General features: G+C 69.2%; 21 protein-coding genes. 12 read left to right on the plus strand and 9 right to left on the minus strand.

What is annotated here, in order from left to right:
* Positions 1–27: 27 nt before the first annotated feature.
* The 6 genes from AAHB17_RS12900 to AAHB17_RS12925 are packed head-to-tail and all read left to right on the plus strand — an operon-like array spanning position 28 to position 6,687.
* Positions 28–1,641, plus strand: coding sequence for an ATP-dependent acyl-CoA ligase (locus tag AAHB17_RS12900; RefSeq protein WP_446719596.1), 1,614 nt, complete (start codon positions 28–30; stop codon positions 1,639–1,641).
* A 53-nt stretch (positions 1,642–1,694) separates the two neighbouring features.
* Positions 1,695–2,660: a Bug family tripartite tricarboxylate transporter substrate binding protein gene (locus AAHB17_RS12905; RefSeq protein ID WP_342131002.1), complete on the plus strand. Its 966-nt coding sequence runs from the start codon at positions 1,695–1,697 to the stop codon at positions 2,658–2,660.
* Positions 2,661–2,707: 47 nt separating this feature from the next.
* On the plus strand, positions 2,708–3,886 hold the full coding sequence (locus AAHB17_RS12910) for a thiolase family protein (RefSeq protein ID WP_342131003.1): 1,179 nt from the start codon (positions 2,708–2,710) through the stop codon (positions 3,884–3,886).
* Positions 3,883–5,136: an SDR family NAD(P)-dependent oxidoreductase gene (locus tag AAHB17_RS12915; protein ID WP_342131004.1), complete on the plus strand. Its 1,254-nt coding sequence runs from the start codon at positions 3,883–3,885 to the stop codon at positions 5,134–5,136. The genes AAHB17_RS12910 and AAHB17_RS12915 overlap by 4 nt, the downstream gene beginning before the upstream one ends.
* Before the next feature lies 1 nt (position 5,137).
* On the plus strand, positions 5,138–5,953 hold the full coding sequence (locus AAHB17_RS12920) for a cyclase family protein (protein ID WP_342131005.1): 816 nt from the start codon (positions 5,138–5,140) through the stop codon (positions 5,951–5,953).
* Positions 5,950–6,687: an SDR family oxidoreductase gene (locus tag AAHB17_RS12925; RefSeq protein ID WP_342131006.1), complete on the plus strand. Its 738-nt coding sequence runs from the start codon at positions 5,950–5,952 to the stop codon at positions 6,685–6,687. The genes AAHB17_RS12920 and AAHB17_RS12925 overlap by 4 nt, the downstream gene beginning before the upstream one ends.
* A 13-nt stretch (positions 6,688–6,700) precedes the next feature.
* Here the strand turns inward: AAHB17_RS12925 and AAHB17_RS12930 are convergent, their stop codons facing one another.
* The 9 genes from AAHB17_RS12930 to AAHB17_RS12970 form a co-directional block, all read right to left on the minus strand.
* Positions 6,701–7,147 (minus strand): MaoC family dehydratase, encoded by a 447-nt coding sequence (locus tag AAHB17_RS12930; RefSeq protein ID WP_342131007.1) that lies wholly within the window; start codon positions 7,145–7,147, stop codon positions 6,701–6,703.
* Positions 7,148–7,337: 190 nt separating this feature from the next.
* Positions 7,338–7,730 carry a RidA family protein gene (locus tag AAHB17_RS12935; protein ID WP_342131008.1) on the minus strand — a complete coding sequence of 131 codons (393 nt, stop codon included), beginning with the start codon at positions 7,728–7,730 and terminating at the stop codon, positions 7,338–7,340.
* A gap of 11 nt (positions 7,731–7,741) precedes the next feature.
* Complete coding sequence (locus AAHB17_RS12940) at positions 7,742–8,161, minus strand: acyl-CoA thioesterase (RefSeq protein ID WP_342131009.1); 420 nt, start codon at positions 8,159–8,161, stop codon at positions 7,742–7,744.
* A gap of 97 nt (positions 8,162–8,258) precedes the next feature.
* Complete coding sequence (locus AAHB17_RS12945; RefSeq protein ID WP_342131010.1) at positions 8,259–9,866, minus strand: AMP-binding protein; 1,608 nt, start codon at positions 9,864–9,866, stop codon at positions 8,259–8,261.
* 20 nt (positions 9,867–9,886) lie between these two features.
* Positions 9,887–11,038, minus strand: a complete 1,152-nt coding sequence (locus AAHB17_RS12950; RefSeq protein ID WP_342131011.1) for an acyl-CoA dehydrogenase family protein — start codon at positions 11,036–11,038, stop codon at positions 9,887–9,889.
* 1 nt (position 11,039) lies between these two features.
* Positions 11,040–11,891 (minus strand): enoyl-CoA hydratase family protein, encoded by an 852-nt coding sequence (locus AAHB17_RS12955; protein ID WP_342131013.1) that lies wholly within the window; start codon positions 11,889–11,891, stop codon positions 11,040–11,042.
* Between the two features lie 20 nt (positions 11,892–11,911).
* On the minus strand, positions 11,912–12,676 hold the full coding sequence (locus AAHB17_RS12960; protein ID WP_342131014.1) for an SDR family NAD(P)-dependent oxidoreductase: 765 nt from the start codon (positions 12,674–12,676) through the stop codon (positions 11,912–11,914).
* The gene (locus AAHB17_RS12965) at positions 12,673–15,006 is read right to left on the minus strand and encodes a bifunctional salicylyl-CoA 5-hydroxylase/oxidoreductase (protein ID WP_342131015.1); all 2,334 of its coding nucleotides are present in this window, start codon (positions 15,004–15,006) and stop codon (positions 12,673–12,675) included. The genes AAHB17_RS12960 and AAHB17_RS12965 overlap by 4 nt, the downstream gene beginning before the upstream one ends.
* 268 nt (positions 15,007–15,274) lie before the next feature.
* Positions 15,275–16,021 (minus strand): MgtC/SapB family protein, encoded by a 747-nt coding sequence (locus AAHB17_RS12970; protein WP_342131016.1) that lies wholly within the window; start codon positions 16,019–16,021, stop codon positions 15,275–15,277.
* 177 nt (positions 16,022–16,198) lie between these two features.
* Between AAHB17_RS12970 and AAHB17_RS12975 the strand changes: the two genes are divergently transcribed.
* The 6 genes from AAHB17_RS12975 to AAHB17_RS13000 form a co-directional block, all read left to right on the plus strand.
* On the plus strand, positions 16,199–16,453 hold the full coding sequence (locus AAHB17_RS12975; protein WP_446719599.1) for a c-type cytochrome: 255 nt from the start codon (positions 16,199–16,201) through the stop codon (positions 16,451–16,453).
* A gap of 153 nt (positions 16,454–16,606) precedes the next feature.
* Positions 16,607–18,850, plus strand: a complete 2,244-nt coding sequence (locus AAHB17_RS12980) for a putative bifunctional diguanylate cyclase/phosphodiesterase (protein WP_342131018.1) — start codon at positions 16,607–16,609, stop codon at positions 18,848–18,850.
* Positions 18,851–18,866: 16 nt separating this feature from the next.
* Positions 18,867–19,982: an ABC transporter substrate-binding protein gene (locus AAHB17_RS12985; protein ID WP_342131019.1), complete on the plus strand. Its 1,116-nt coding sequence runs from the start codon at positions 18,867–18,869 to the stop codon at positions 19,980–19,982.
* Entirely contained in the window at positions 19,979–22,735 is a 2,757-nt protein-coding gene (locus tag AAHB17_RS12990; RefSeq protein ID WP_342131020.1) for a PAS domain S-box protein, read from the plus strand. Before AAHB17_RS12985 ends, AAHB17_RS12990 begins: the two co-directional genes overlap by 4 nt.
* A gap of 105 nt (positions 22,736–22,840) precedes the next feature.
* Positions 22,841–23,665 (plus strand): ABC transporter substrate-binding protein, encoded by an 825-nt coding sequence (locus AAHB17_RS12995; protein WP_342131021.1) that lies wholly within the window; start codon positions 22,841–22,843, stop codon positions 23,663–23,665.
* Positions 23,665–25,980: ATP-binding protein (locus AAHB17_RS13000; protein ID WP_342131022.1), on the plus strand; the 2,316-nt coding region annotated here is incomplete at its 3' end. The genes AAHB17_RS12995 and AAHB17_RS13000, both read left to right, overlap by 1 nt.

Below are 25,980 nucleotides of genomic sequence, written 5' to 3' on the forward strand. Positions count from 1 at the left end.
TTGTATCGATTTCACCGTAGACCCGCCATGGACATGTTGACCGCCTTCGCCCAAGCCTTTCCCGCGTCTGAACGCTGCCTGCCCCGCATCCTGGCGCGGCAGGCCGCGCAACACGCGGACCGCCCGCTGTTCGTCGCCGGCGAGGTGCGCTGGAGCTATGCCCAGGCCCTGTCGCAGGCGCAGGCCTATGGCGCGGCCCTGGTCCGGGCCGGCATCCGGGCCGGCGACCGGGTGGCGCTGCTGTGCTCCAACCGCGCCGAGTTCATGCAGGTCTTCCTGGGCTGCGCGTGGATAGGCGCCGTCACCGTGCCCATCAACACCGCCTCGCGCGGCGCGCAGTTGCGCCACGTCCTGACCAACTCCGGCGCCCGCTTGCTGGTGACCGAGGCCGATGGCCTGCAGGTGGTGCAGGCGCTGGACGCACAGGACGGCGCGCCCCTGCCGCTGGAAGCCATCTGGCTGATCGACGGCACGCTGGCGGCCGGCAGCGACCGCCGCTGCAGCGCCTTTCCCGCCGACCCGGGCCAGAGCGACCTGCCCGCCGCCGCCGTGCGCCCGGCGGACACCCTGGCCATCCTCTACACCTCGGGCACCACCGGCCTGTCCAAGGGCGTGTGCTGCCCCCATGGCCAGTTCTTCTGGTGGGGCGCCCATAGCAGCACCCTGCTGGGCCTGGTCGAAGGCGACGTGCTGCTGACCACGCTGCCGCTGTTCCACACCAACGCCATGAACGCGTTTTTCCAGGCCCTGATGATGGGCGCCACGCTGGTGGTGGAAAAGCGTTTCTCGGCGTCGGCCTTCTGGGCCGCGCTGGTGCGCCACCAGGCCACCGTCACCTACGTGCTGGGCGCCATGGTGCCCATCCTGCTGTCCAAGGACGCCACCGCAGACGACAAGGCGCACCGTGTGCGCATCGCCCTGGCGCCGGGCGTGCCGCCGCAGTTCCATGCCGACTTCACCGAGCGCTTCGGCATGGCCCTGCTCGACGGCTACGGCTCCACCGAAAGCAACTTCGTCATCGGCGCCGAGATCGCCGACCAGCGCCCCGGCACCATGGGCCGGGTGCGTCCCGGCTTCGAGGCCCGGGTGGTGGACGAGGACGACAACGAACTGCCCGCCGGCACGCCGGGCGAGCTGCTGCTGCGCGCCAGCGAGCCCTTTGCCTTCGCCACCGGCTACTTCGGCATGCCCGACAAGACCGTCGAGGCGTGGCGCAACCTGTGGTTCCACACCGGCGACCGCGTGGTCCGCGACGCCGACGGCTACTTCACTTTCATGGACCGCCTCAAGGACGCGATCCGACGCCGGGGCGAGAACATCTCGTCCTACGAGGTCGAGCAGGTGCTGCTGAGCCACCCGGCGGTGGAGGTGGCGGCGGTGTTCCCGGTCAAGAGCGAGATGGCCGAGGACGAGGTCATGACCGCCATCGTGCTGCGCGAAGGCGCCTCGCTCGACGAGGTCGAGCTGATGCGCTTCTGCGAGCCGCGCCTGTCTTATTTCGCGGTGCCGCGTTACGTGGAATTCCTGGCCCAGCTGCCGGCCACCGAAAACGGCAAGATCCAGAAATTCAAGCTGCGCGAACGCGGCGTGACCCCCGACACCTGGGACCGCGAGGCGGCCGGCTACAAACTCGCGCGTTGAGCGCCTGTTGACCCACCGTTGTGCCACTTTCTTGTCCCTCAGGAGTTGTCCGCATGAAACCGATCCGCACGCTGTTGACCGTGGCCTGTGCCACGTTGTTGTCCGTGGCCGCCCTGGCCCAGGACGCCTATCCCAGCAAGCCCATCCGCATCATCGTGCCCTTCCCGCCGGGCGGTGGCACCGACACCGTGGGCCGCGCCGTGGCCGCCCGCCTGAGCGAGAGCTGGAAGGTGCCGGTGACAGTGGACAACCGGCCCGGCGGCAACACCCTGATCGGTGCCGAGGCGGCGGCCAAGGCAGCGCCCGACGGTTACACCCTGTTTGTCGCCATCGACTCGACGCTGGCCATGAACCCCTCGCTCTACGCCAAGCTGCCCTACGACCCGGTGGCCAGCTTCGCGCCGGTGACCATGGCCATCAACATGCCCATGGTGCTGGCGGTCCATCCCTCGGTGAAGGCCCAGAACGTCAAGGAGCTGCTGGCCCTGGCCAAGGAGCGTGGCGGCCAACTGGCCTACGCCCATGGCGCGCTGCCCGCACAGGTGGCCGGCGAGACCTTCAAGGCCAGCACCGGCGCAGACATCCTGGCCGTGCCCTACAAGGGCGGCGCGCCCGCCATGACCGACACCATCGGCGGCACCGTGCCGGTGATCTTCGACGCCCTTGGCCCGGCCATGGCCCACATCAAGGGCAACAAGGTGCGTGCCCTGGCCGTGACCAGCGCCACGCGCAGCCCGCTGCTGCCCGAGGTGCCTACCCTGGCCGAGGCCGGCGTGCCCGGCATCGACCTCGTGACCTGGATCGGCTTCCTCACCCCGGCCGGCGTGGACAAGGCCATCGTGGCCAAGCTCAACCACGAGATCGTGCGCATCCTGCAACTGCGCGAGGTGCGCGAGCAGCTTTCGGGCATGGGCATGACGGTGGTGGCCGGCACGCCCGAGCAGTTTGCCCAGACCATCAAGGACGACACCGTGAAGTTCTCCCGCATCATCAAGAGCGCCGGCATTCGCATCGACTGATGGCCTCCCCCCGCGCCGCTTCGCGTCGCCTGTTCTGACAACCACGCATGGCTCATTTCCACACACGCAAAGGCTACGAAGGGGTGGCGGTGGCGGTTCCCGTCACCGTGCCCTACGAGCGCTATTCCACCCGCGGCGCGCACTGGTTCCTGGGGCAGGCGCTGCACGCGCTGCTCCAGCAGTCGGGGCTGGACAAGGCGCAGATCGACGGCCTGACCGTCAGCAGCTTCTCGCTGGCACCCGACACCGCGGTGGGCGTGACCCAGCACCTGGGTCTGTCGCCGCGATGGCTGGACCACATCCCCACCGGTGGCGCCTCGGGCGTGATGGCGCTGCGCCGCGCCGCCCGCGCGGTGCAGGCCGGCGACGCCGACATCGTGGCCTGCCTGGCCGGCGACACCAACCACGTCGACTCCTTTCGCCTGACCCTGGGCGCCTTCAGCGACTTCGCCCGCGACGCCACCTATCCCTACGGTGCCGGCGGCCCCAACTCGGTGTTCGCCTTCATCACCGACCACTACATGCGCCAGTACGGCGCCACCCGCGCCGACTTCGGCCGCATCGCGGTCGACCAGCGCAGCAACGCGCTGAAGAACCCCAACGCGCTGTTCAAGAAGCCGCTCACGCTGGACGAGTACCTGAACGCCAAGGCCATTTCCGACCCCATCCACCTGTTCGACTGCGTCATGCCCTGCGCCGGCGCCGAAGCCTTTCTGGTCATGAGCGAGGCCAAGGCGCGCGAGCTGGGCCTGCCCCATGCGCTGGTGCGCGGCGCCATCGAACGCCACAACGCCTTCGCCGACGATCCCATCATGGTGCGCGGCGGCTGGCGCGTCGACCGCGACGAGCTCTACGCCATGGCCGATGCCCGGCCGGCCGACATCGACCTGATCCAGACCTACGACGACTACCCGGTCATCGTCATGATGCAGTTCGAGGACCTGGGCTTTTGCGACAAGGGCGAAGGCCCGGCCTTCGTGCGCGGGCATCGCATGACCCACGACGGCGACTTCCCCAACAACACCAGCGGCGGCCAGCTCTCGGCCGGGCAGGCCGGCGCGGCCGGCGGCTTCATGGGCCTGACCGAAACCCTGCGCCAGCTCACCGGCCAGGCCGGCGAACGCGCCGTGCCCGATGCGAAACTGGGCCTGGTCGGCGGTTTTGGCATGGTGACCTACGACCGCTGCCTGTGCACGGGCGCGGTCATCCTTGGAGCGTCGGCATGAGCATCCCCATCCCGCGCCCCAAGCGCAAGAACCCCGTCCTGCGCACGCCGCAGATGAACCTGCCGCCCAGCGCGCGCGGCCGCGTGGCCCTGGGCCTGACGGCCGCCGCCGCCGAAGGCCGGCTGGAGCTGCAGGTGTGCGATTGCTGCGGCGCCGTGCAGTACCCGCCGCGCGAAGCCTGCCTGCGCTGCGTGTCGCCCGATCTGCGCTGGCAGCCCCAGAGCGGCGAAGGCACGCTGCTGGCCACCACCACGCTGGGCCACAGCAACGACCTGTATTTCCGCGAACGCCTGCCGTGGCGGCTGGGCATGGTGCGGCTGGACGCCGGCCCCAGCGTGATGGTGCACCTGCACGGCGAGGTCGGCGATGCGCCGGCCCGTGTTCGCATCGGTGCGCGGCTGGACCGCGCAGGCCAGGCGGTGTTGATCGGATTCCCCGAGAAAGAGAGCGAAACCATGAACCAGGACAAGATGCTGCGCGAAATGGGCAGCGACCCGCGCCAGCGCAAGGTGCTGGTCACCGATGGCAAGACCCCGGTGGGCCAGGCGGTGGTGCGGGCGCTGGTCAAGGCCGGTGCCGACATCGTCTGGGTCGGCCACGCCGAACCCTGGAAGAAGCTGCCCGGCCTGGCCGAGATCGCCGCGATGCCCCAGGTCACGCTGGTGCCGCTGGACCTGAGCGACGAGCGCTCGGTGACCGAACTCGCGGGCGAGATCGGCGGCAAGGTCGACATCGTCGTCAACACGGCCGAGCTGCACCGCACGTTCGGCATCGCGGCGCGCCGTGGCACCGACGTCGCCAAGGCCGAGATGGAGATCAACTACTTCGGCCTGCTGCGCCTGGCCCAGGCCTTTGGTCCGGCGCTCAAGGGCCGCGCGGCCGACGGTGTGAACCATGCGACGGCCTGGGTCAATGTGCTGTCGGTGTTCGCGCTGGCCAACTTCCCGGCCCATGGGACTTTTTCGGCGTCCAAGGCGGCGGCGCTGTCGCTGGCCCAGTGCCTGCGCGCCGAGATGCGCCCGGCCGGCATCCGCGTGCTCAACGCCTTTCCCGGTCCCATCGACGACGAATGGAACCAGAACATGCCACCGCCCAAGCTGACCCCGGCCGCGCTGGCCTCGGCCATCGTCAAGGGCCTGCAGGACGGCGTCGAGGACATCTACCCCGGCGACGTGGCGCAGGAGTGGCTGGCCCGCTGGCGCGACAACCCCAAGGTGCTGGAACGTGAACTTGCCGCAGGAGGTCTTTGAGATGAGCACAACAACACAAGCGGGCGGCGTGCTCGGTGGCCTGGTGGCGGCGCTGGCCAGTGGCGGCGTGCGCGTGGTCGACCTGACCCAGACGCTGATGCCCGAATTCCCGGCCATCGTGCTGCCGCCCGAGATGGGCCAGAGCCAGTCCTTCCGCATGGAGCAGATCTCGGCCTACGACGAGCGCGGGCCGGGTTGGTACTGGAACAATTTTTCCTGCGGTGAACACACGGGCACCCACTTCGACGCGCCCATCCACTGGATCTCGGGCCGCGACCTGCCCAACAACTCGGTCGACACGATCCCGCCACAGCACTTCGTGGCGCCGGCCTGTGTGATCGACTGCACGGCGCAGGCCGCCAGCGACCCGGACTACCTGATGACGGTGGCCGATATCGAGGCCTTCGAGGCCGCGCACGGCCGCATTCCCGCCGGCGCCTGGGTGCTGATGCGCACCGACTGGTCGCAGCGCTGGTCGCGCCACCACGACGGCGAGGCCTACCAGAACTTCGACGAAACCGGCCAGCACACGCCCGGCCCCAGCACCGAGGCCGTGCGTTTCCTGGTGGAGGAACGCGACGTGCTGGGTTTCGGTTCCGAGGCCATCGGAACCGACGCTGGCCAGGGCTACCACCTGCGCCCGCCTTACCCCTGCCATTCGCTGATGCACGGCGCCGGCAAGTACGGCCTGCAGTGCCTGACCAACCTCGACCAGCTGCCGCCCACCGGAGCGGTCATCATGAGCGCGCCGCTCAAGATCCAGAAGGGCAGTGGCAGCCCGCTGCGCGTGCTGGCCCTGGTGGGAGGCGGCGCATGAGCGCGGCCCACCCGAACCGTGTCGCCGCGGTCACCGGCGGTAGCGCCGGCATCGGCCGTGTGATCTGCGAACAGCTGCTGGCCGATGGCTACGAGGTGGTCTCGCTGTCGCGCCGCGCCACCGACATCGCCCACCCGCGCCTGCACAGCGTGGAGGTGGACCTGAGCGACCGCGCCGCCACCGGCGAGGCGGTGCGCGAGATGGTGAAACAACACGAGGTGACCACGGTGGTGCACAACGCCGGCGTGATCCGCGCCGCGCTGCTGCCCGACGTGAAGCTGGACGACCTCGATGCCCTGGTCGACCTGCACCTGGGCTGTGCCATCCAGCTGGTCCAGGCCACGCTGCCGGCCATGCGCGCGCGCCATTTCGGGCGGGTGGTGCTGCTGTCCTCGCGCGCGGCGCTGGGCCTGCAGACCCGAACCAGCTACTCGGCCACCAAGGCCGGCATGCTGGGCATGGCGCGCACCTGGGCGCTGGAGCTGGCGCCCGAGGGCATCACGGTCAACGTGGTGGCGCCGGGGCCGATACGCACCGACATGTTCTACGACGTGGTGGAGCAGGGCAGCGAGCGGGAACGTGCCCTGGCCGCGTCGGTGCCGGTCAAGCGCCTGGGCGAGTCGGCCGACGTGGCGCGTGCGGTGGGCTTCTTCGCCGATGAGCGCAACAGCTTCGTCACCGGCCAGGTCTTGTACGTCTGCGGCGGCACCAGCGTGGGCAGCCTGGCGCTCTGAGTCCGCCTTGGCCTCAGGCGGCCTGGGCGCGCTGGCGCGACGAGGTGGCCATGACGGTGGCCTCGCCGTCGATCACCACCTGATCGCGCACGCGGCAGGTGGTGGACAACACGGCCCGTGAGCGCGCCAGGTCCACCGACACCACTTCCACCGTGGCATGCACCGTGTCGCCAGGGCGCACCGGTGCGCGGAACTTGAGCTGCTGGCTCAGGTAGACGGTGCCCGGGCCGGGCAGGCGGTTGGCGATGGCGGCCGAGATCACGCTGGCGCTGAGCATGCCGTGGGCGATGCGCCCACCGAACGCGGTGGTGCGCGCGAACTCGTCGTTCAGGTGCACCGCGTTGTTGTCGCCCGAAACGCCCGCGAACAGGACGATGTCGGCCTCGGTGATGGTGCGTGAAAACGTGGCGCTCTGACCGGGACGCAGGTCCTCGATGTCGTGGCCGTTCATTTCGTTCATGGTGTCTCCCTGGTGCTTTTTGTTGTGACCGGTGTACCCCGGTCTCGATCTGGCACCTCGCCAACGCGCAAGGCGCGGCGCGAGGTGTCTTCACTCAGTGTACCCGTGGGTCCGGCTGTGCCGGTCCACCGGGTGCGCCCCCTTGAGAGGGGATGCGGTCGCGCGCAGCGGGCAAGCGACGGGGGTGGGTTCAGTCCGGCACCACGGCCGTGACCTCGATCTCGACCTTGGCGCGGTCTTCCACCAGTGCGGCGACTTCCACCGCGGTCATGGCGGCGTTGAAGCTGCCGATCAGCTCCTTGAAAGCCTTGCCGATCTCGGGGTAGGCGGCCACATATTCTTTCTTGTTGGTCACGTACCAGGTCATGCGCACGATGTGCTCGGGCTTGGCGCCACCGGCGGTCAGGACGTCGACGATGTTTTGCAGCGCCTGGCGCACCTGGCCGGCCATGTCGTCGGTGTGGAATTCGCCTTGGGCGTCCCAGCCGATCATGCCGGCCACGAACACCATGCGGCCGCGGGCGGTCACACCATTGGCGTAGCCACGCGGGCGGGGCCAGCCGGGGGGAAGCAGAACTTGCATGTGGTCTCCAGTCAGGGAAGGTTCAGAAAACGGGTCTCGATGGCCTGGCGCACGTCGTCGGGCGCCGGGATGGGCTTGTGGGTGTCCAGGCTGGTGAACACCAGCACCTTGCGCGCGTTCATGCGCAGTTCGTCGCCGGCGCGGATGTCGAAATCGACGGTGAAGGAGCTGCGGCCCAGGTGTTGCACCTGCAGGCTCAGCACCACGTCATCGCCGGGCCGGCTGATGGCCTTGAAGTCGCATTCCAGCCGCACCGTGGGCGTGCCGACGCGGCGTGGCCCCAGCAGCTCGGCGTAGCTCACGCCCAGGCCGTCGGTGAACCAGTCCTCCAGGTGGCCGTTGAGCATCACCAGGTACTGCGGAAAATAGACGATGCCGGCCGGGTCGCAGTGACCGAAGCGGATGCGCAGCGGTTTTTCGAAGCGTTTCATGGTGTGTGGTCCGTGACGGCCGCCGCGCCGGGCCGCGCCAAGCAAGGCCCGTCCCCTGGGGGGGCAGCGACCCGCGCAGCGGTGGAGCGTGGGGGTTTCATGACTCATGCAGCTTGAAGCGCTGCAGCTTGCCGGTCTGGGTGCGCGGCAGCTTGTCGGTGAACTCGATGGCGCGTGGGTACTTGTAGGGCGCCACGGTCTGTTTGACGAAGTCCTGCAAGGTCTTGACCATGCCGGCGTCCTGTTCCTGGCCGGGGCGCAGCACCACATACGCCTTGACGATCTGGCCGCGCTCGGCGTCGGCCACGCCGATCACCGCACATTCGGCCACGGCCGGGTGCAGCATCAGCGCGTCTTCCACTTCGGGCGCGGCGATGTTGTAGCCGGCCGAGATGATCATGTCGTCGGTGCGGGCCTGGTAGAAGAAGTAGCCGTCGGCGTCCATCAGGTAGGCGTCGCCGGTGAGGTTCCAGCCGTCCTTCACGTAGGCCTTCTGGCGTGCGTCCGCCAGGTAGCGGCAGCCGGTCGGGCCTTTCACCGCGAGCTTGCCCACGGTGCCGGGGGGCACTTCCCGGCCTTGGTCGTCCACCACCTTGGCCTGGTAGCCGGGCACGGGTTTGCCGGTGGCGCCGGGGCGGGCGTTGTTCTCGTCGTGCGAAATGAAGATGTGCAGCAGTTCGGTCGCGCCGATGCCGTCGATCAGCTCGATGCCGGTGGCCTCTTTCCACAGCGCGCGGGTGGAGGCGGGCAGGGCCTCGCCGGCCGACACACACTTGCGCAGCGGCGTGCGGCGCAGCTCCACGCCGCGCGCGGCCAGCGTGCGGTAGGAGGTGGGCGCGGTGAACAGCACGGTGGCGTGGAATTCCTTGATGCCGTCGAGCAGTTGCGGCGGGCTGGCTTTTTCCAGCAGAACGGTGGAGGCGCCCACCGACATGGGGAACAGCACCAGGCCACCGAGGCCGAAGGTGAAGGCCAGCGGCGGGCTGCCGATGAACACGTCGTCGGCCGTGGGCTTGAGCACGTGCGGTGGCCAGCAGTGGCAGATGGCCATCACGTCGCGGTGGAAGTGCATGGTGGCCTTGGGCACGCCCGTGGTGCCGGAGGTGAAGCCCAGCAGGCAGGTGTCATCGGACGCGGTGGCCACGTTGTCGAACCAGGGCGATGCGCGCTCCATGGCCGCTTCCAGGCTGTCCGGGCCCTGGTAGTTGAAGTGGCGCAGGTGACGCAGGGTGGGCGCGTCGAGCGCGGTCAGGCGCATCTCGTCGGCCAGCGCGGCGTCGCACAGCGCGTGGCTGACCTGGCCGATGTCGACGATGGCCTTGAGCTCCTTGGCGCGCAGCAGCGGCATGGTGGCCACGGCGATGCCGCCGGCCTTCATGACCGCGAACCAGCAGGCCGCCAGCATGGGGTTGTTGGGCGCGCGCAGCAGCACGCGGTTGCCCGGCACCAGGCCCATGTCCTGCACCAGCACGTTGGCGATGCGGTTGGCCTTGTCCTGCAGATCGGCGTAGGTCCAGGTCAGGCCGGGCGCGCGGATGCAGACGCGGTCGCCGTGGCCAGCGGCCACGTGGCGGTCCAGCAGTTCGGTGGCGCAGTTGAGCTGGTCGGGGAACTGCAGCTCGGGCAGGTCGAAGACGAACTCGGGCTGCTGGTCGGCCGGTGGCAGGTTGTCGCGGGCGAAGGTGTCGACGTGGGCGGTGGTCATGGCGTGTGTCTCCCAGGGGGTCAGCGGGCGGCTTCTTTCAGGAGCTCGCGGCCGATGATGAGCTGCTGCACCTCGGTCGCGCCTTCGTAGATGCGCAGCGAGCGGATCTCGCGGTAGAGGCGCTCCACCGGCTGCTCGCTGACCACGCCCAGACCGCCGAACATCTGCACGGCGGCGTCGATCACCTGCTGCGCGTTTTCGGTGGCGGTGAGTTTGGCCATGGCCGCTTCCTTGGTCACGCTGTGGCCCTGGTCGCGTCGCCAGGCGGCGCGGTAGGTCAGCAGGGCGGCGCTGTCGATCATGGTCGCCATCTGGGCCAGCTTGGCCTGGGTGAGCTGGAAATCGGCCAGCACGCCGCCAAACATCTTGCGGGTGGTGGCGCGCAGCAGGGCTTCGTCGAGCGCGCGGCGCGCGAAGCCCAGCGAGGCGGCCGCCACCGAGGTGCGGAATACGTCCAGCGTGCGCATGGCCACCTTGAAGCCCTCGCCGGCGGCGCCCACGCGCTGCGTGGCGGGGATGCGGCAGTCGGTGAAGCGCAGGCGCGCCAGCGGGTGGGGCGCGATGACGTTGATGCGCTCGGCGATCTCGAAACCGGGCGTGCCGGCCTCGACGATGAAGGCGCTGATGCCGCGTGCGCCGGGGGCCTCGCCGGTGCGGGCGAAAACGACGTAGAAGTCGGCGATGCCGCCGTTGGAGATCCAGGTCTTTTCGCCGTTGAGCACGTAGCCGTCGCCATCGGCCAGGGCCGCGCAGGCCATGGCCGCCACGTCGGAGCCGGCGTCGGGCTCGGACAGGGCGAAGGCCGAGATGGCTTCACCGGTGGCGACCTTGCTGAGGTATTTCTGGCGCTGCTCGGGCGTGCCGTGCAGCGAGATGGCGCCCGAGCCCAGGCCTTGCATGGCAAAGGCGAAATCGGCCAGCCCGCTGTGGCGGGCCAGGGTTTCGCGGATCACGCAGATGGCGCGTGCGTCCATGGTTTGCGCGGACTCGCCCACCGCATGGCGCAGCCAGCCGGCCGCGCCCAGGGACTTGACCAAGGCCTTGCACTCGGCGTCCACGTCCGGACCGTGATCGTGCGGGATGTTCTCGCTCGCCCAGGCGTCCAGGGCACGGGCCAGGTCGGCGTGGCGTGGCTCGAAGAAGGGCCAGTCGAGGTAGTTGGTGTCGGCCATGTCAGTTGCCTTGAAACACGGGTTTCTGTTTGGCCACGAAGGCGCGGTAGGCGCGCCCGTAGTCCTCGGTCAGCATGCAGATGGCCTGGGCCTGGGCCTCGGCCTCGATGGCCTGCTCGATGGTCATGGCCCATTCCTGGTGCAGCATGGTCTTGGTGATGCCGTTGGCAAAACTCGGGCCGGCGGTGAGGTCGGCGGCCAGCTTGTGCGCCTCGGCCAGCAGGGCCTCGGGCTCGCACAGGCGGTTGAAGAAGCCCCAGCGCTCGCCTTCCTCGCCGCCCAGGCTGCGGCCGGTGTAGAGCAGCTCGCTGGCGCGGCCCTGGCCGATGATGCGCGGCAGCATGGCGCAGGCGCCCATGTCGCAGCCGGCCAGGCCAACGCGGTTGAACAGGAAGGCGGTCTTGCTGCGGGCCGTGCCCAGACGCAGGTCGGAGGCCATGGCGATGATGGCGCCGGCGCCGGCGCAGACACCGTCGATGGCGGCCACGATGGGCTGCGGGCACACGCGCATCATCTTGACCAGCTCGCCCGTCATGCGGGTGAACATCAGCAGCTCGGGGGCCTTGAGGTCGATCAGCGGGCCGATGATTTCATGCACGTCGCCGCCCGAGCAGAAATTGCCACCCGCACCGGTGACCACCACGGTCTTGACGTCGCTGGCCCACTTGAGGTTGTGGAACAGGTCACGCAGTTCGGCGTAGCTGTCGAAGGTCAGCGGGTTCTTGCGCTCGGGGCGGTTGAGGGTGATGGTGCCGACGCCGTCTTGCACGGACCACAGGAAGTGCTGGGCCTGGTAGCCGGCCAGGGGCTTGTGGTTGCCGGCGAGCAGGGAGGGATCGAGGGGCTTGTTCATCTTGTCTTCCTAGTTCGTGTTCACATGACTTCGCCACCGGCGACGGAAATTTGCTGGCCGGTCACGGCCGACGCACCATCGCCACACAGCCAGGCCACCGCATCGGCAACCTGTTCGGGCTGGACCAGCCGGCCCTGGGGGTTGGACTTGACGAATTCGGCACGGGCTTCCTCGGCGCTGCGGCCGGTCTTGGCGACCACGCGGGCTATGCTCTCGCGCACGATGTCGGTTTCGGTGTAGCCGGGGCAGACGGCGTTGACGGTGACGCCTTTTTTGGCCATCTCCAGCGCCAGCGATTTGGTCAGGCCGACCACGCCGTGTTTGGCCGCGCAGTAGGCCGACACGTAGGCGTAGCCCACCTGGCCGGCGGTGCTGGCCACGTTGACCACGCGGCCCCAGCCGCGCGCCACCATGCCGGGCAGCACGGCCTGGGTGCAGACCAGGGTGCCGGTGAGGTTGACGCTGAGCATCTGGTTCCACAGCGCCAGGTCCATCTTGAGGAAGGGCGCGGTCTGGGCCTGGCCGGCGTTGTTGACCAGCACGTCGACCGGACCAAAACGGGCCACCGCTTCGGCCACCGCCGCCGCCACCTGGTCCGGGTCGGCCACATCGGCGCGCACCGCGTGCAGGTGGGCGGGGTCGGAGTCGGCCAGGGCCTGGACGACGTCCAGCCGGCGACCCAGCACGGTCACGTTCAGGCCACGCGCCACCAGGGCGCGGGCGACAGCGGCACCGATGCCCTGGCCGCCGCCGGTCACCAGCGCATGGCGTGGCACGCTGCTCATTTGCTGCCTGCTGCCGTTGCGGCCGCCATGGCCTTCTCGCGGGCGAAGATGGATTCCATCTGGCCCTTGGCCGAGCGGTATTGCTTGGGCCAGCTCACCGGGGTGAAGCCGATCTTGGCCGCTTCGGTCAGGGTCCAGGCCGGGTTGGCCAGGTGCGGGCGGGCCACGGCGCAGAGGTCGGCGCGGCCGGCGGCCAGGATGGAGTTGGCGTGGTCGGCCTCGCTGATGGCGCCCACCGCGATGGTGGGGATGCCGGCTTCCTGGCGGATGCGGTCGGCGAACGGGGTCTGGAACATGCGGCCGTAGACCGGTTTTTCCTTCTTGCTGACCTGGCCCGACGAGCAGTCGATCATGTCGGCGCCGGCGGCCTTGAAGGCCTTGGCGATCTCGACCGCGTCGTCGGGCGTGATGCCGCCCTCGACCCAGTCGTGCGCTGAAATGCGCACCGACATCGGCTTGCCCGCCGGCCAGACTTCGCGCACGGCCTTGAACACTTCCAGCGGATAACGCAGGCGGTTGGCCAGGCTGCCGCCGTATTCGTCCGAACGGTGGTTGGTCAGCGGCGAGATGAAGCTGGAGAGCAGGTAGCCGTGGGCGCAGTGCAGCTCCAGCCAGTCGGCGCCAGCGGCGTGGGCGGCCTGGGCGGACGCCACGAACTGGGCCAGCACGGTGTCCATGTCGGCACGGGTCATGGCCTTGGAAACCTGGCTCACACCTTCGAGGTACTGCTGCTCGGAGGCCGACATGATGGGCCAGTTGCCCTCGGGCAGCGGCTGGTCGATGCCGTCCCAGGCCAGGCGGGTGGAGGCCTTGGCGCCGGCGTGGCCGATCTGGATGCCGAACTTGGCATCGGTGTTCGTGTGGATCCAGTCGGCGATGCGTTTGAAGGCGGTGGTGTGTTCGGGCTTGTACAGGCCCGGGCAGCCCGGGGTGATGCGGCCTTCGGCGCTGACGCAGCTCATCTCGGCAAACACCAGGCCGGCGCCGCCCATGGCGCGCGCGCCCAGGTGCACCAGGTGGTAGTCGCCGGCCACGCCGTCCACCGCGCTGTACTGCGCCATGGGCGAAACCACCACGCGGTTCTTGAGCGTGAGGCCACGCACGGTGTAGGGCGTGAACATGGGCGGCACCGGCACGGGGCTGTCGACACCGGCCTGTTTCGCGAACCACTGTTCGTAGCCGTCCAGCCAGCCCTTGTCGCGCAGGCGCAGGTTTTCGTGGCTGATGCGCTGGCTGCGCGTGAGCATGGAGTACATGAACTGCTCGGGCGGCAGCTGGTCGCAGTAGCGCTTGCCGCAGACCTCGAACCACTCCATGGCGTTCCAGGCGGCGTTCTGCAGACGCAGCGTCTCCACACGGCGCAGTTCCTGGTAGGTCGTCAGCACCTCGCCGATCTTGTCGGGGCTGTCGCCCAGCAGCTTGAACTGGCGGGTCAGCTCGATCGCGTCCTCGATGGCCAGCTTGGTGCCCGAGCCGATGGCGAAGTGGGCGGTGTGCACGGCGTCGCCCATCAGCACCACGTGGCTGTTGTGTTCGTTCTTGAGCCACCACTGCTCGCACACCACGCGCTGGAAGTTGAGCCAGGCCGAGCCGCGCAGGTGGCGCGCGTTGGTCATGAGCTTGGCGCCCTGAAGGTTGTCGGCGAAGATCTTTTCGCAGAAGGCGATGGACTGCTCCTGGTCGGCCTGGTCCAGGCCATGGGCCAGGAAGACCTCTTCGGGGCACTCGACGATGAAGGTGGTGGTCTGGTCGTCGAACTTGTAGATGTGGGCCTGGAACCAGCCGTGCTCGGTGCGCACGAAATCGAAGGTGAAGGCGTCGTAGAGCTTGTTCGTGCCCAGCCAGATGTAGCGGTTGGGGCGGGTGACGATGTCGGGCTTGAAGGTGTCGGCGTAGCGGGTGCGGATCTGCGAGTTGATGCCGTCGCTGGCGATGATCAGGTCCGCGTCGGCGTAGGCCAGGTCGGAATCGGCGTTGGTCTCGAACACCAGCTTCACGCCCAACTGCTCGCAGCGCGCCTGCAGGATGTTGAGCAGCTTCTTGCGGCCGATGCCGACAAAACCGTGGCCGCCCGAGCGGATGGTGCGGCCCTTGAACAGCAGCTCGATGTCGTCCCAGTGGTTGAAGGCCTGCTCGATCTCGGCGGCGGTGGCCGGGTCCCACTGACGCATGTTGTCCATGGTGGCGTCGGAGAACACCACGCCCCAGCCAAAGGTGTCGTAGGGCTTGTTGCGCTCGACCACGGTGATGTCGTGGGCGGGGTCCAGTTGCTTCATCAGCAAGCCGAAATACAGACCGGCCGGGCCGCCACCAATACACACAATCTTCATCGCAGTTCCTTCAGTTGGGTCGGATCAAGGGCGACTCAATTCAGAGCCGAATAGTTTATGTTTAAAGTATTTGACCGCAGTTTAGAAGGACTGGACCCGTTTGGCAAGCGGTCTGAAAAATCCCTGCATGGGGGTTTACCCGAAGTCGTGCGGCTCGCCTCACCGGCGCGAAGTGCCTCCAGCCGAGGACACCGCCGGGCCGGCTCCGCCGGACGGCCAGTGTCGCCCCCTGGGGGGGTGACGCCGCAGGCGGCGCAGGGGGGCGTACTCAGTTCCTGGCGTGGGAGAGTTGCAGGGTGTCCACGCCGTCGAGCTGCCGCAGGCGACGCGAGAGTTCGAACAGCGAACCCGCCTCGGGCTTGCTGGTGTTGGCCACCATGACAAACTGCCAGGTCACCTGGTGGTGGTGGCGGGCGATGTGCAGCGAGCCCTCGGCCACGCTGTAGCCCCAGTGCCGCATGTGGGCCCGCATGCCTACCTCGTCGGGTTCGACACCGCTGGCGAAACCCAGCGTCACGCCCAGCGCGCGGCGCGAGGGCAGGCGCATCTCCAGCTTGGAGCCCCACATCATCAGACCGGCGGACAGCAGCGCGAGCAGGATGGCCGCGGCGTAAAAGCCCACGCCCACCAGCACGCCGATGGCCGAGGACGCCCAGATCGAGGCGGCCGTGGTCAGGCCGCTGATGTTCATGCCTTCCTTCATGATCACGCCCGCGCCCAGGAAACCGACGCCGGTGACGATGCCCTGCACCACGCGGGTCGGGTCCACCGGCGCGGCGCCGCCTTCGATGCCACCCCACCAGAAGCCGGGGTAGCCGGCGAACACGGTGAGCGCGGCCGAGGCCATGCAGACGATGCCGTAGGTGCGCATGCCGGCGGCGCGTCCGTGGTAGGAGCGTTCGTAGCCCACCAGCAGGCCCAGCAGCAGGGCGCCCAGCAGGTTGGCGAACACCAGCAGGTTGACCTCGATGAAGGGAAGCGACCAGTAGGTGTTGACGGTGACAGGCGTGTTCATGGCGCTGTGGGGATGCTAAATCAGTGGATAATGATATTTAACGCCGAGTGTTGGCTCCGGTCCAGGCGTTTTCATTTGTCCTGTCGTTTTTCTCATCCGTTCATTCTGGAGATCTTCATGAAACACGCTTTTGTTCTGGCCGCTGCGGCCCTGGCCGCCCTGGCCACCAGTCCGGCCATGGCCAACCTGGCCCTGGCGCAGAAAAACGCCTGCATGGCCTGCCACGCGGTGGACAAGAAGCTGGTGGGCCCGGCCTACCAGGACGTGGCCAAGAAGTACGCGGGGCAGAAGGACGCGGTCGACGCCCTGGTCAAGAGCATCAAGGCCGGTGGCTCCGGCAAATGGGGCGCGGTGCCCATGCCCGCCCAGGCCGCGCTGAGCGACGCCGATGCCAAGACCCTGGCCAGCTGGATACTGGGCGGCGCCAAGTAAGGCCTGCCCGGTCGACGCGCCACGGTGCGTCAGGCGTCCCCCGTCTTCGCGGGGGGCGCTTTTTTTTGTCCCGCGGCGCCCGTCGCGCTTGGACGGTAGGGTGGCGTGATATACCTCACACCTGAGACCAATTATTTCAATGGCGCGGTGCACATGGGTCAGCCACACGACGAGCTGTTTGCTTTTGAGGACGAGCACCCTGAGGGGGGCGTTGCGGTGCCCGCGAGGGCGGCGCGCGAGTGGCTGGTGCTGGTGGTCGACGACGACGACGACGTGCACCAGGCGACCTTGTTTGCGCTGGACGGCGTCCAGGTGTTTGGCCGCTCCATCCGTTTCCTGCACGCCTACAACGGCGCGCAGGCGCGTGAGTTGCTATTGCAGACGCCGGACCTGGCGCTGGTGCTGCTCGACGTGGTGATGGAGACCGAAAGCGCGGGCCTGGAACTGGTCGACTTCATCCGCAACCAGGCGGGCCTGAAAGCCACCCGCATCGTGCTGCGCACCGGCCAGCCGGGCTACGCGCCCGAGCACGAAACCATCCTGCGCTACGACATCAACGACTACAAGACCAAGTCCGAACTCACGCGCCACAAGCTGCTGACCACGCTGACCACCGCGATCCGGTCCTACGAGCAGATCTGCGCCATCGAGGCCAACCGCCGGGGCCTGGAACTGATCGTGCGCTCCAGCGCCGATTTCATGGAGGAGACCGGCCTGCACACCTTCGCGCAAGGGGTGATCACCCAGCTCGCTGGCCTGCTGGGCACCGCGCCCGAGGGCCTGGTCTGCGCCCAGGCCGAACGCGGCGGCCTGGTCTACAAGGTGCTCGCCGCCGCCGGGCAGTTCGCCCACCTGATCGACCAGCCGCTGGACACGCTGCCGCAGGCCGAGGTGCGCCAGATGCTGTTGCAGGCGCTGCAGGGCCACGAGAATGTGTCCAGCGCCGCCGGCGTGGCGCTGTACGTGGGTTACCGCAACGGCAACGACATGGCGGTGTTCATCGACACCCAGGATGCGCCGACCGACACCGACCGCAGCCTGCTCGACGTCTTCTGCGTCAACATCGGCAACCTGCTGCGCAACCGCAACCTCATGCAGCGCCTGCACGAGTTCGCCTTCTACGACCAGCTGGTGGGCCTGCCCAACCGGGCCAGTTTCGTCGAGTCGCTGGACCGGCGCATCGCCCAGGGCGCCCTGGGCCAGGCGTTGGCCCTGGTCGACATCGACGACTTCAGCGCCACCAACGACGTCATGGGCCACCGCTTCGGTGACCTGTTGCTCAACGCGGTGGCGCGGCGCCTGCGCGACAGCCTGCCGCCGCAGACGGTGATCGCCCGCATCGGCAGCGATACCTACGGCGTGCTCGGGCCACAGGAAGACATCCACCCGGAGGCGCTGATGGCCTGCGCCCGCCTGCCGGTCCAGATCGAGGGCATCGCCCACAAGCTGTCCTTCACCTGCGGCTACGTGGCGCTGCAGGCCGACGCCAGTTCCGGCGCCGACCTGCTCAAGGACGCCAGCATCGCCCTCAAGCGAGCCAAGAAGGACCACAAGGGTCACTACGTCATTTTTTCCGCCCACCTGGGCGCGGAGGCGCGTGCCCGCGCCTACATGTTGTCCGAGCTGCGGGCGGCCTTCGATGCCGAGCGGCTCTACCTGGTCTACCAGCCCCAGCTGGACCTGGAGACGCAGGAACTGATCGGGCTGGAGGCGCTGCTGCGCTGGCGCACCGAGGACGGCCGTTTTGTGCCACCGGATCAGTTCATTCCGGTGGCCGAACGCTCCGGTCTGATGGCGCCGCTGGGCCAGTGGGTGCTGGGTTCGGCCTGCCGCATGATGCGCGACCTGCTGGACATGGGGCTGGCGCCACGGCGCATGGCCGTCAACGTGTCGGTGGTGCAGTTGCAGGACCAGGCCTTCGCCGACCATGTCGGCGAGGTGCTGGCGCAGACCCGGCTGCAGGGCGGCCACCTGGAGCTGGAGATCACCGAGTCGGTGGCGGTGCTGCCGACCGCCTACCTGGAGACCACGCTGGCGGGCTTGCGCGCCAGCGGCGTGTCGATCGCCATCGACGACTTCGGCACCGGCTACTCCTCGCTCAGTTACCTGGAGCGCCTGCCGCTGGACCGCATCAAGATCGACCGCACCTTCGTGCGCCAGATCACCGAGCCCAGGGGACCGCGCATCGCCGAGATGGTCACCCAGCTGGGCCGCAAGCTGGGCCTGCGGGTGCTGGCCGAAGGCATCGAGGATGCCGAGGTGTGGATCGCGCTGCGCTCCATGGGCTGCCACGAGGGGCAGGGCTACCACATTGCCCAGCCCATGGACCGGGACAGCTTGCTCAAGTGGCTGCGCCTGCGCGCCTCAGGTGCGACTTCGCCCCTGTCCGCCCACTGAAGGGACGTCCCGACCCATGTCTGCCCTGCCGCGCCGCGCCTTCATCGGCTCGCTTGCCGGAGTCGTGCTGGGCCTGTCGGCTTGTGCCCGGGCACCGATACGCATCGGCTTTGTGGGTGGCCTCACCGGGCGCACGGCCGACCTGGGCGTGGCCGGGCGCGACGGTGCCTTGCTGGCGCTGGAGCAGGCCAACGCGGCCGGTGGCGTGGACGGGCGGATGCTGGAACTGGTCACGGCGGATGACCAGCAGAACCCCGAACGGGCGGTCGATGCCTTCAAGCGCCTGCAAGACGCCGGCGTGTCCCTGGTGCTGGGCCCCATGACCAGCGCCATGGCCATGGTCATGGTGCCGATGGCCAATGCCGCGGGCCTGCTGCTGCTCTCGCCCACCGTGACCACCAGCGCCCTCACCGGGCTGGACGACCAGTTCTTCCGCGTCATTTCGTCAACCCGCGAATACGCCATCGCCAGCGCGCGCTACCACGCCCAGCGCGGCAAGCTCAGCCGGGTGGCGGCCATCCTGGACATGTCCAATGCGGCCTACACCGAACGCTGGCTGGCCGACTTCGAGCAGGCGTTCCAGCAGCTGGGCGGCGAGGTCATCACCCGCGCCGGTTACCGTTTCGAGCCAGGCATGGCCTTTGCCGAGGTGGCCCAGCGGGCGCTGGTCAACCAGCCCGATGGCCTGCTGCTGCTGACCGGGGCGGTGGACGCCGCCCAACTGCTGCAGCAGGTGCGCAAGCTGCGGCCGGCCTTGCCGGTGATGACCGCCGAATGGGCCGCCACCGAACAACTGCTCGCGCTGGCCGGCGCGGCGGCCGAGGGTGTGATGGCCGCCCAGTTCCTCGACCGCGACAACCAGGCGCCGGCCTACCTGGCACTGCTGAAAAATTTTCAGCAACGTTTCGGACGCGGCGTCGGTTTCGCCGAACTCGCCGGCTTCGATGCCATGGGCGTGGCCGTCCAGGCCCTGGCGGCGCAGGCCAACGGCGAAACACTCAAACAGACCCTGGTGCGTGTGCGCCGCTTTGACGGCGCCCAGCACCCGGTGGAATTCACCCCCCAGGGCGATGCCGTGCGCCAGACCTACCTGACCCGGGTGCGCAACGGCCGTTACGAGGTACAGGCTTGACCGTCGCGCGCCGCCCCTGGCGCTTGCGCAGCCTGCTGGTGGGCCAGTTCCTGGCCGCCATGGCGGTGGCCGCGCTGGCGCTGGCGCTGCTGATGCTGACCTGGCGGCTGCCGCTGGTGCAGGCACAGGCACGCCAGGAGCAGAGCCGGGTGGCCGATCTGGCCTTGCTCACGCTGGAGCAGGGGCTGGACAACACGCAGGGCCTGCTGCGCGCGCTGGCGGGCCTGCGGGGGGCCGTGCCCACCGGGGGTGGGCAAGACGACGCGCTGGCCATCACCACCCGCCAGTTGCTGACCGACGACAACCTGCTGGACGCGGTCTACCTGGTCGACCAGAACCTGAAGCTGCACCGCGTGTTCCTGCGCGCGGGTCTGGCCGCCCGGGCCGAGGAGTGGGTGGGCAACGACCTCAGCGGCATCGCCGTGGTGTCGGAGGCCCTGGCGAGCAAAACGCTGCTGTGGAGCGCGCAGTTCCTGTCGCCCGTGCAGGGCTTGCCGGTGGTGGCGGTGGCCTTGCCTTTCGAAGGCGGCGTGCTGTTGGGCGAGCTGTCGATGGAGCGGCTGGGGGCGCTGACCAACCGGCCCAACCAGCGTGACGGCCTGACCCTGCTGGCGGTGGACAGCCACGGCGAGCTGGTCTCGGCGCCCAGCCTGCGCCTGGTGCGCGAGCGCACCAACCTCATGAACCTGCCGCTGGTGCAGTCGGCCCTGGTGGGCGAGGAGGCCTTTGGCGGTTTCGAGTTCGACGGCAAGGCCTACAGCGGCACCACACGCCGCTCGGCCCGCCTGGGCTGGGGCCTGCTGGTGGCCTACCCGGTGGAGGTGGTGAACGCGGCCCGCAACGAGGCCGTGTTCATCCCGGTGGCCACCTTGTTCGTGGGCCTGATGGTGGGGGTGGTGATGTCGGGCTGGCTGGCTCGCCGCATCGACCGCGTGGTCCATGGCGTCACCCGCTTCGCGCAGGCGATCGCCGCCGGCCGCTACGACGGCGCGGTGCCCCGCAGCGGCATTGTCGAGCTGCAGCGGCTGGGCACCGATCTGCAGCAGGTGGCGTTGGCCATCGGCCAGCGCGAACGCCTGCTCGCCGAGCAGGACCGGCGTTTCCGCGAACTGGTGGAGAACACCGCCGACCTGGTGCTCGAACTCGACGCCCGTGGCCAGATCCTCTACCGCAACCGCAGCGCGCAGGAGGCGCTGGGCGGCGATGGCGTGGAGTTGGCGGGCTGCAACATCCTCGACCTGGTGGCGCCGCAGGACCGTGAGAAGGTCCGGCGCTTCCTGGCGGTCGGTGCCGATCTGCGCCGCAACACCTACCGGCAGGACCTGCGCATGCTGGACACCCGTGGCTCGGTGCGCGACATCGCCTGGAGTTCCAGCGTCGACCGCCGGGCCGACGGCACGCTGCTGGGCTACCGCTGCATCGGCATCGACGTGACGACACAGCGCGCCGCCGATGCGGCGGTGCGGCGCAGCGAGGAGCGGCTGCGCGCCATCATCGACAGCACACCCACGCTGGCGGTGCAATGGTTCGATGCCCAGGGCCGCGTGATCGAATGGAATCCGGCTTCCACCACCCTGTTCGGCTGGACCCGCGAGGAAGCCCTGGGCCGCACGCTGGGCGACATGATCTACAACCCCGCGCAGCAGGCCGAGTTCATGGCCGTGCTGGCCGAGGTCGAGCGCAGCGGCCAGCCGCACGGACCCTATGAAGGCGAGGTCCGGCACCGCGATGGCCACACGCGCTGGCTGTTGTCCACCACCATTCGCATCACGGGCGAGTCGCCACGCGGCGAACCCCAGCCGGTGTTTGTCTGCATGGACGTGGACATCACCGAGCGCAAGGTGGCCGAGGCCGGCCTGCGCGAACTCAACGCCCAGCTGGAGTCCCGCATCACCGAACGCACCCAGAGCCTGAGCATCGCCAACACCGAGCTGGCGCAGGCCCTGCAGACCGTGCAACTGGCGCAAGAGCGGCTGGTGGCCTCGCAGGACCGCCTGGTGCAGTCGGAGAAGCTGGCTTCGTTGGGCTCGCTGGTGGCCGGCGTGGCGCACGAACTCAACACGCCGATCGGCAACGGGCGCATGGCGGTGTCCACCGTGCGCGAGCGGGTGCGCGATTTCCGCCAGCGCATCGGAGGTGGTCTGCGCCGCTCCGATCTCGACGCCTTCGTGTCGCAGGTGGAGACCGGCGGCGACATCGCCCTGCGCAACCTGGAGCGTGCCAGCGAGCTGCTCAGCAGCTTCAAGCAGGTGGCGGTGGACCAGACCAGCGACCAACGGCGGCACTTCCAACTGCTGGAGGTGGTCGACGAAATCCTGCTCACGCTGCAGCCCACCTTCAAGCGCAGCACCCACGAGGTGGTGTGCGACGTGCCGGCGGACATCGCGCTCGACAGCTTCCCCGGCGCCATGGGGCAGGTGCTCACCAACCTGATCCAGAACGCCCACATCCATGGCCTGGACGGCCACGCGCACGGCCGCATCGACATCGTGGCGCGGGTGGAGCAGGACATGCTGCTGCTCAGCGTCGCCGACAACGGCGCGGGCATCCCCGAGTCGGCACGGCGCCATGTGTTCGACCCCTTCTTCACCACCAAGCTGGGGCAGGGCGGCAGCGGGCTGGGCCTGTCCATCGTGCGCAACATCGTGGCCGGCGCGCTGGGGGGCGGCATCGACTTCCGCAACCGCGCCGAGGGCGGGGTGGTGTTCGACGTGCGGGTGCCGCTGGTGGCGCCTGAGCACCGGGTGGCGTGAGCGGCAACGGAAATCCTGCAAAATGTCAATTGCCAGGGCGGTGGGGCGCTGCCGCTTCGCCGCGGGCCTTGCCGGCCTGACCAACACACCAACGAGAGACACGCCATGTTCCCTTCATCCTGGGTCCGGTCCGTTCGGACGGGTTTGCTGTTGCTGTGTGCCCTGGGCACGGTGCAGTTGTCTGCTGCCCAGACGCCGCCGGCCGCGAACCGGCTGGAGCGGGTGCTGGCGGCCAAGAAGGTGCGCGTGTGCATCTGGCCCGACTACTACGGTGTCAGCCTGCGCAGCCCACGCACCCAGCAACTGGCCGGCGTCGACGCCGACCTGGCGCAGGAGCTGGGCCGGGACCTGGGCGTGGCGGTGGAGTACGTGGACAGCTCCTTTGCCAAGCTGGTATCCGACGTCACCGGCGACCGCTGCGACCTGGCGATGTTCGCCGTCGGCGTGACACCGCAGCGCGCCGAGAAGCTGATGTTCACCCGTCCCACGCTGGCCAGCGACATCTACGCCATCACCACCCGCAGCAACCGCCGCATCAAGACCTGGGACGACATCGACAAGCCCGGCGTGGTGGTGGCCGTGATGAAGGGCACGCTTCACGAACCCGTGATGCGGGCCCGTTTGAAGGCGGCCACCCTGTTGGTGCTGGACACGCCGATGGCGCGCGAGCAGGAGGTCGAGTCCGGCCGGGCGGACGTCTTCATGACCGACTTCCCTTACAGCCGGCGCATGCTGGAGACCACCGACTGGGCGCGCCTGGTGGCCCCCACCAGCAGCTACCACATGACCGACTACGCCTACGCTGTCGCGCCGGGCGACGAGAAGTGGCTGGGCCGGGTGGAGCAGTTCGTGCGCGACATCAAGCGCGACGGCCGCCTGCTGCGCGCGGCCAGCCGCTACAAGCTCGAGTCCATCGCCGTGCTCAATTGATGGCCCGGTCGGCCACCGTCGACAACGCCGCGGCGCCGCGTGCCGCGCGTTACCTGTGGCTGGCCCAGGCGCTGCTGGCGCTGTTCCTCGCCACCGTGGTCGGTGCCGTCGCGTACGCGATCGTGCGTGACCACGACGTGCTACTGGCGCAGCAGCTGGAGCGGGCCCGAGGCAACGCGCTGATCTTCGAGGACGACACCACCCAGAGCCTGCAACTGGTGGAGAACACCCTGCGGGCCTTGCCCGAGGTGGTGGACGCGCCATTGGGCGAGGCGCCACCCGAGCAGCTCAACGACGTGTTGCGCCGCCTCAGGCACAGCCAGCCCTCGATGCGTTCGCTGTCGGTGCTCGACCAGGCTGGGCGTGTGCGGGCCAGCTCGCAGCCAGCCAACCTGGGACAGCAACTCGACCTGCAGGCGTTCCTGCCCGAGGATGCCGGGCGTGGCGAATCCTCGGTGTTGCGTGTCGGTCCGGTCTGGGAAGGGCGGGACCTGGCGGGCGGGCGGCCCACGCAGCCGGTGGCACCGGGCGACCCCCGCCAGCCCTACCTGGTGCCGCTGCTGCTGCGCCTGGGCGAGGGCGCGCAGGCGGTGTGGCTGCTGGCCGCCCTCAACCCGGACCACCTGCTGGGCCGCATGGACCGCTTCCACCGTGAGGACAGCGACCGCGTGCACGTGGCGCGCCTCGACGGCCGGGTTCTGATCACCACCGACGACGTGCCCAGCGGGCAGGACTATCCCTTCACCGAGCTGCTGACCCGCATCCACGCGGAGGAGATCGGCAGCGCCAGTGGTGCGCAGCTCACCGCTTTCCGCAGCTCGGCCAAGTACCCGGTGTTTGTCTCCGTGCAGGTCGACCGCGCCGCCGTGCTGGTCGACTGGCACCGGCGCGCCCTCACGCTGGGCCTGGCCACGCTGCTGGGCGTGGCGGCGGTGCTGAGCGGGTACGTCTGGATGATGCGCCGCATCCGCGAGGGCGAGCGCGCCGAGGCTCGGCAGCAGACCACCATCGTGCGGCTGTCGCAGGCCCTGGAGCAAAGCCCCAGCGGCATCCTGATCTTTGACGATCGGGGGCGCATCGAGTACTGCAACCGCTTCTTCTGCGAACTGACCGGCTGCGCCCCGGCGCAGGTGCTCGGCAACACGCCGCTGCTGTTCGATGGTGGCGACGAGGCGGCGCCACGTTTTGCCCAGATGCTGGGGGAGCTGCGCGTTGGCCAGATCTGGCGTGGCGAGGTGCTGCGCCGGCGCAGCGATGGCAGCACCTTCGTCGCCCAGGTGGTGGCCGCGCCCTTGCGCGACGTGTGGGGCCGGATCACCCATGGCGTGAGCATCGAGCACGACCTGAGCGAGGAAAAACGCACGCTGGCCGAGCTGGCCCAGGCACGCGACCGCGCCGAGGCCGCCACCCGCGCCAAGAGCGCCTTCCTGGCCAACATGAGCCACGAAATCCGCACGCCCATGAACGGCGTCATCGGCATCGTCAGCCTGCTGCTCGATGCCCACCTGGAGCCCGAGCAACGTGAACAGGCGCTGACGCTGCGCGAGAGCGCCGAATCGCTGCTGCACCTGATCGACGACATCCTGGACTTCTCCAAGGTCGAGGCAGGCAAGCTGGTGCTGTACCCGGCGCCCCTGCAGCCGGCCGAGCTGGCGCGGGTGTGCTGCAACCGGCTGCTCGTGACCGCGCAGGCCAAGGGCCTGGAGCTGCAGCTGGTGTTGGCGCCAGGGCTGCCCGAGACCGTGCTGGGCGACGCCAAGCGCCTGCAGCAGGTGCTGATCAACCTGATCGGCAACGCCATCAAGTTCACCGCGCGGGGTGCCGTGATCGTGCGGCTGGGGCCCACCCGGGCGGGGGCGCCGACCCGTTTCCCGGGCCTGCACGTGGAGGTGCAGGACAGCGGTATCGGCATCGATGGCGAGGCCCAGGCCCGGTTGTTCCAGCCTTTCTCGCAGGTTGACAGCTCCAGCTCGCGGGCCTTTGGTGGCACCGGGCTGGGCCTGTCCATCTGCCGCCAGCTGGTGGAGGCCATGGGCGGGCGCATCGGTGTGCGCAGCCGGGCCGGCGAGGGCGCGACCTTCTGGTTCGAGGTGCCACTGCCGCCGGCCCCCGCACCGGCACCCGCGCCGGGGGGGGGGGGCGGGGGCGCGCCCGGGCGCGCGGGGGGGGGGCGGGGGGGGGGGGGGGGGGGGGGGGGGGGGGGGGGGGGGGGCGGGGGGCCCGCGCCGGGGGGGGGTGGCCGCGGCGCCGCCCCGCCCGCGCGGGGCCGGCCGGCGACGCCGACATCGTGGCCTGCCTGGCCGGCGACACCAACC

The sequence above is a fragment of the Hydrogenophaga sp. OTU3427 genome, from assembly GCF_038440225.1.
GTDB lineage: Bacteria > Pseudomonadota > Gammaproteobacteria > Burkholderiales > Burkholderiaceae_C > Hydrogenophaga.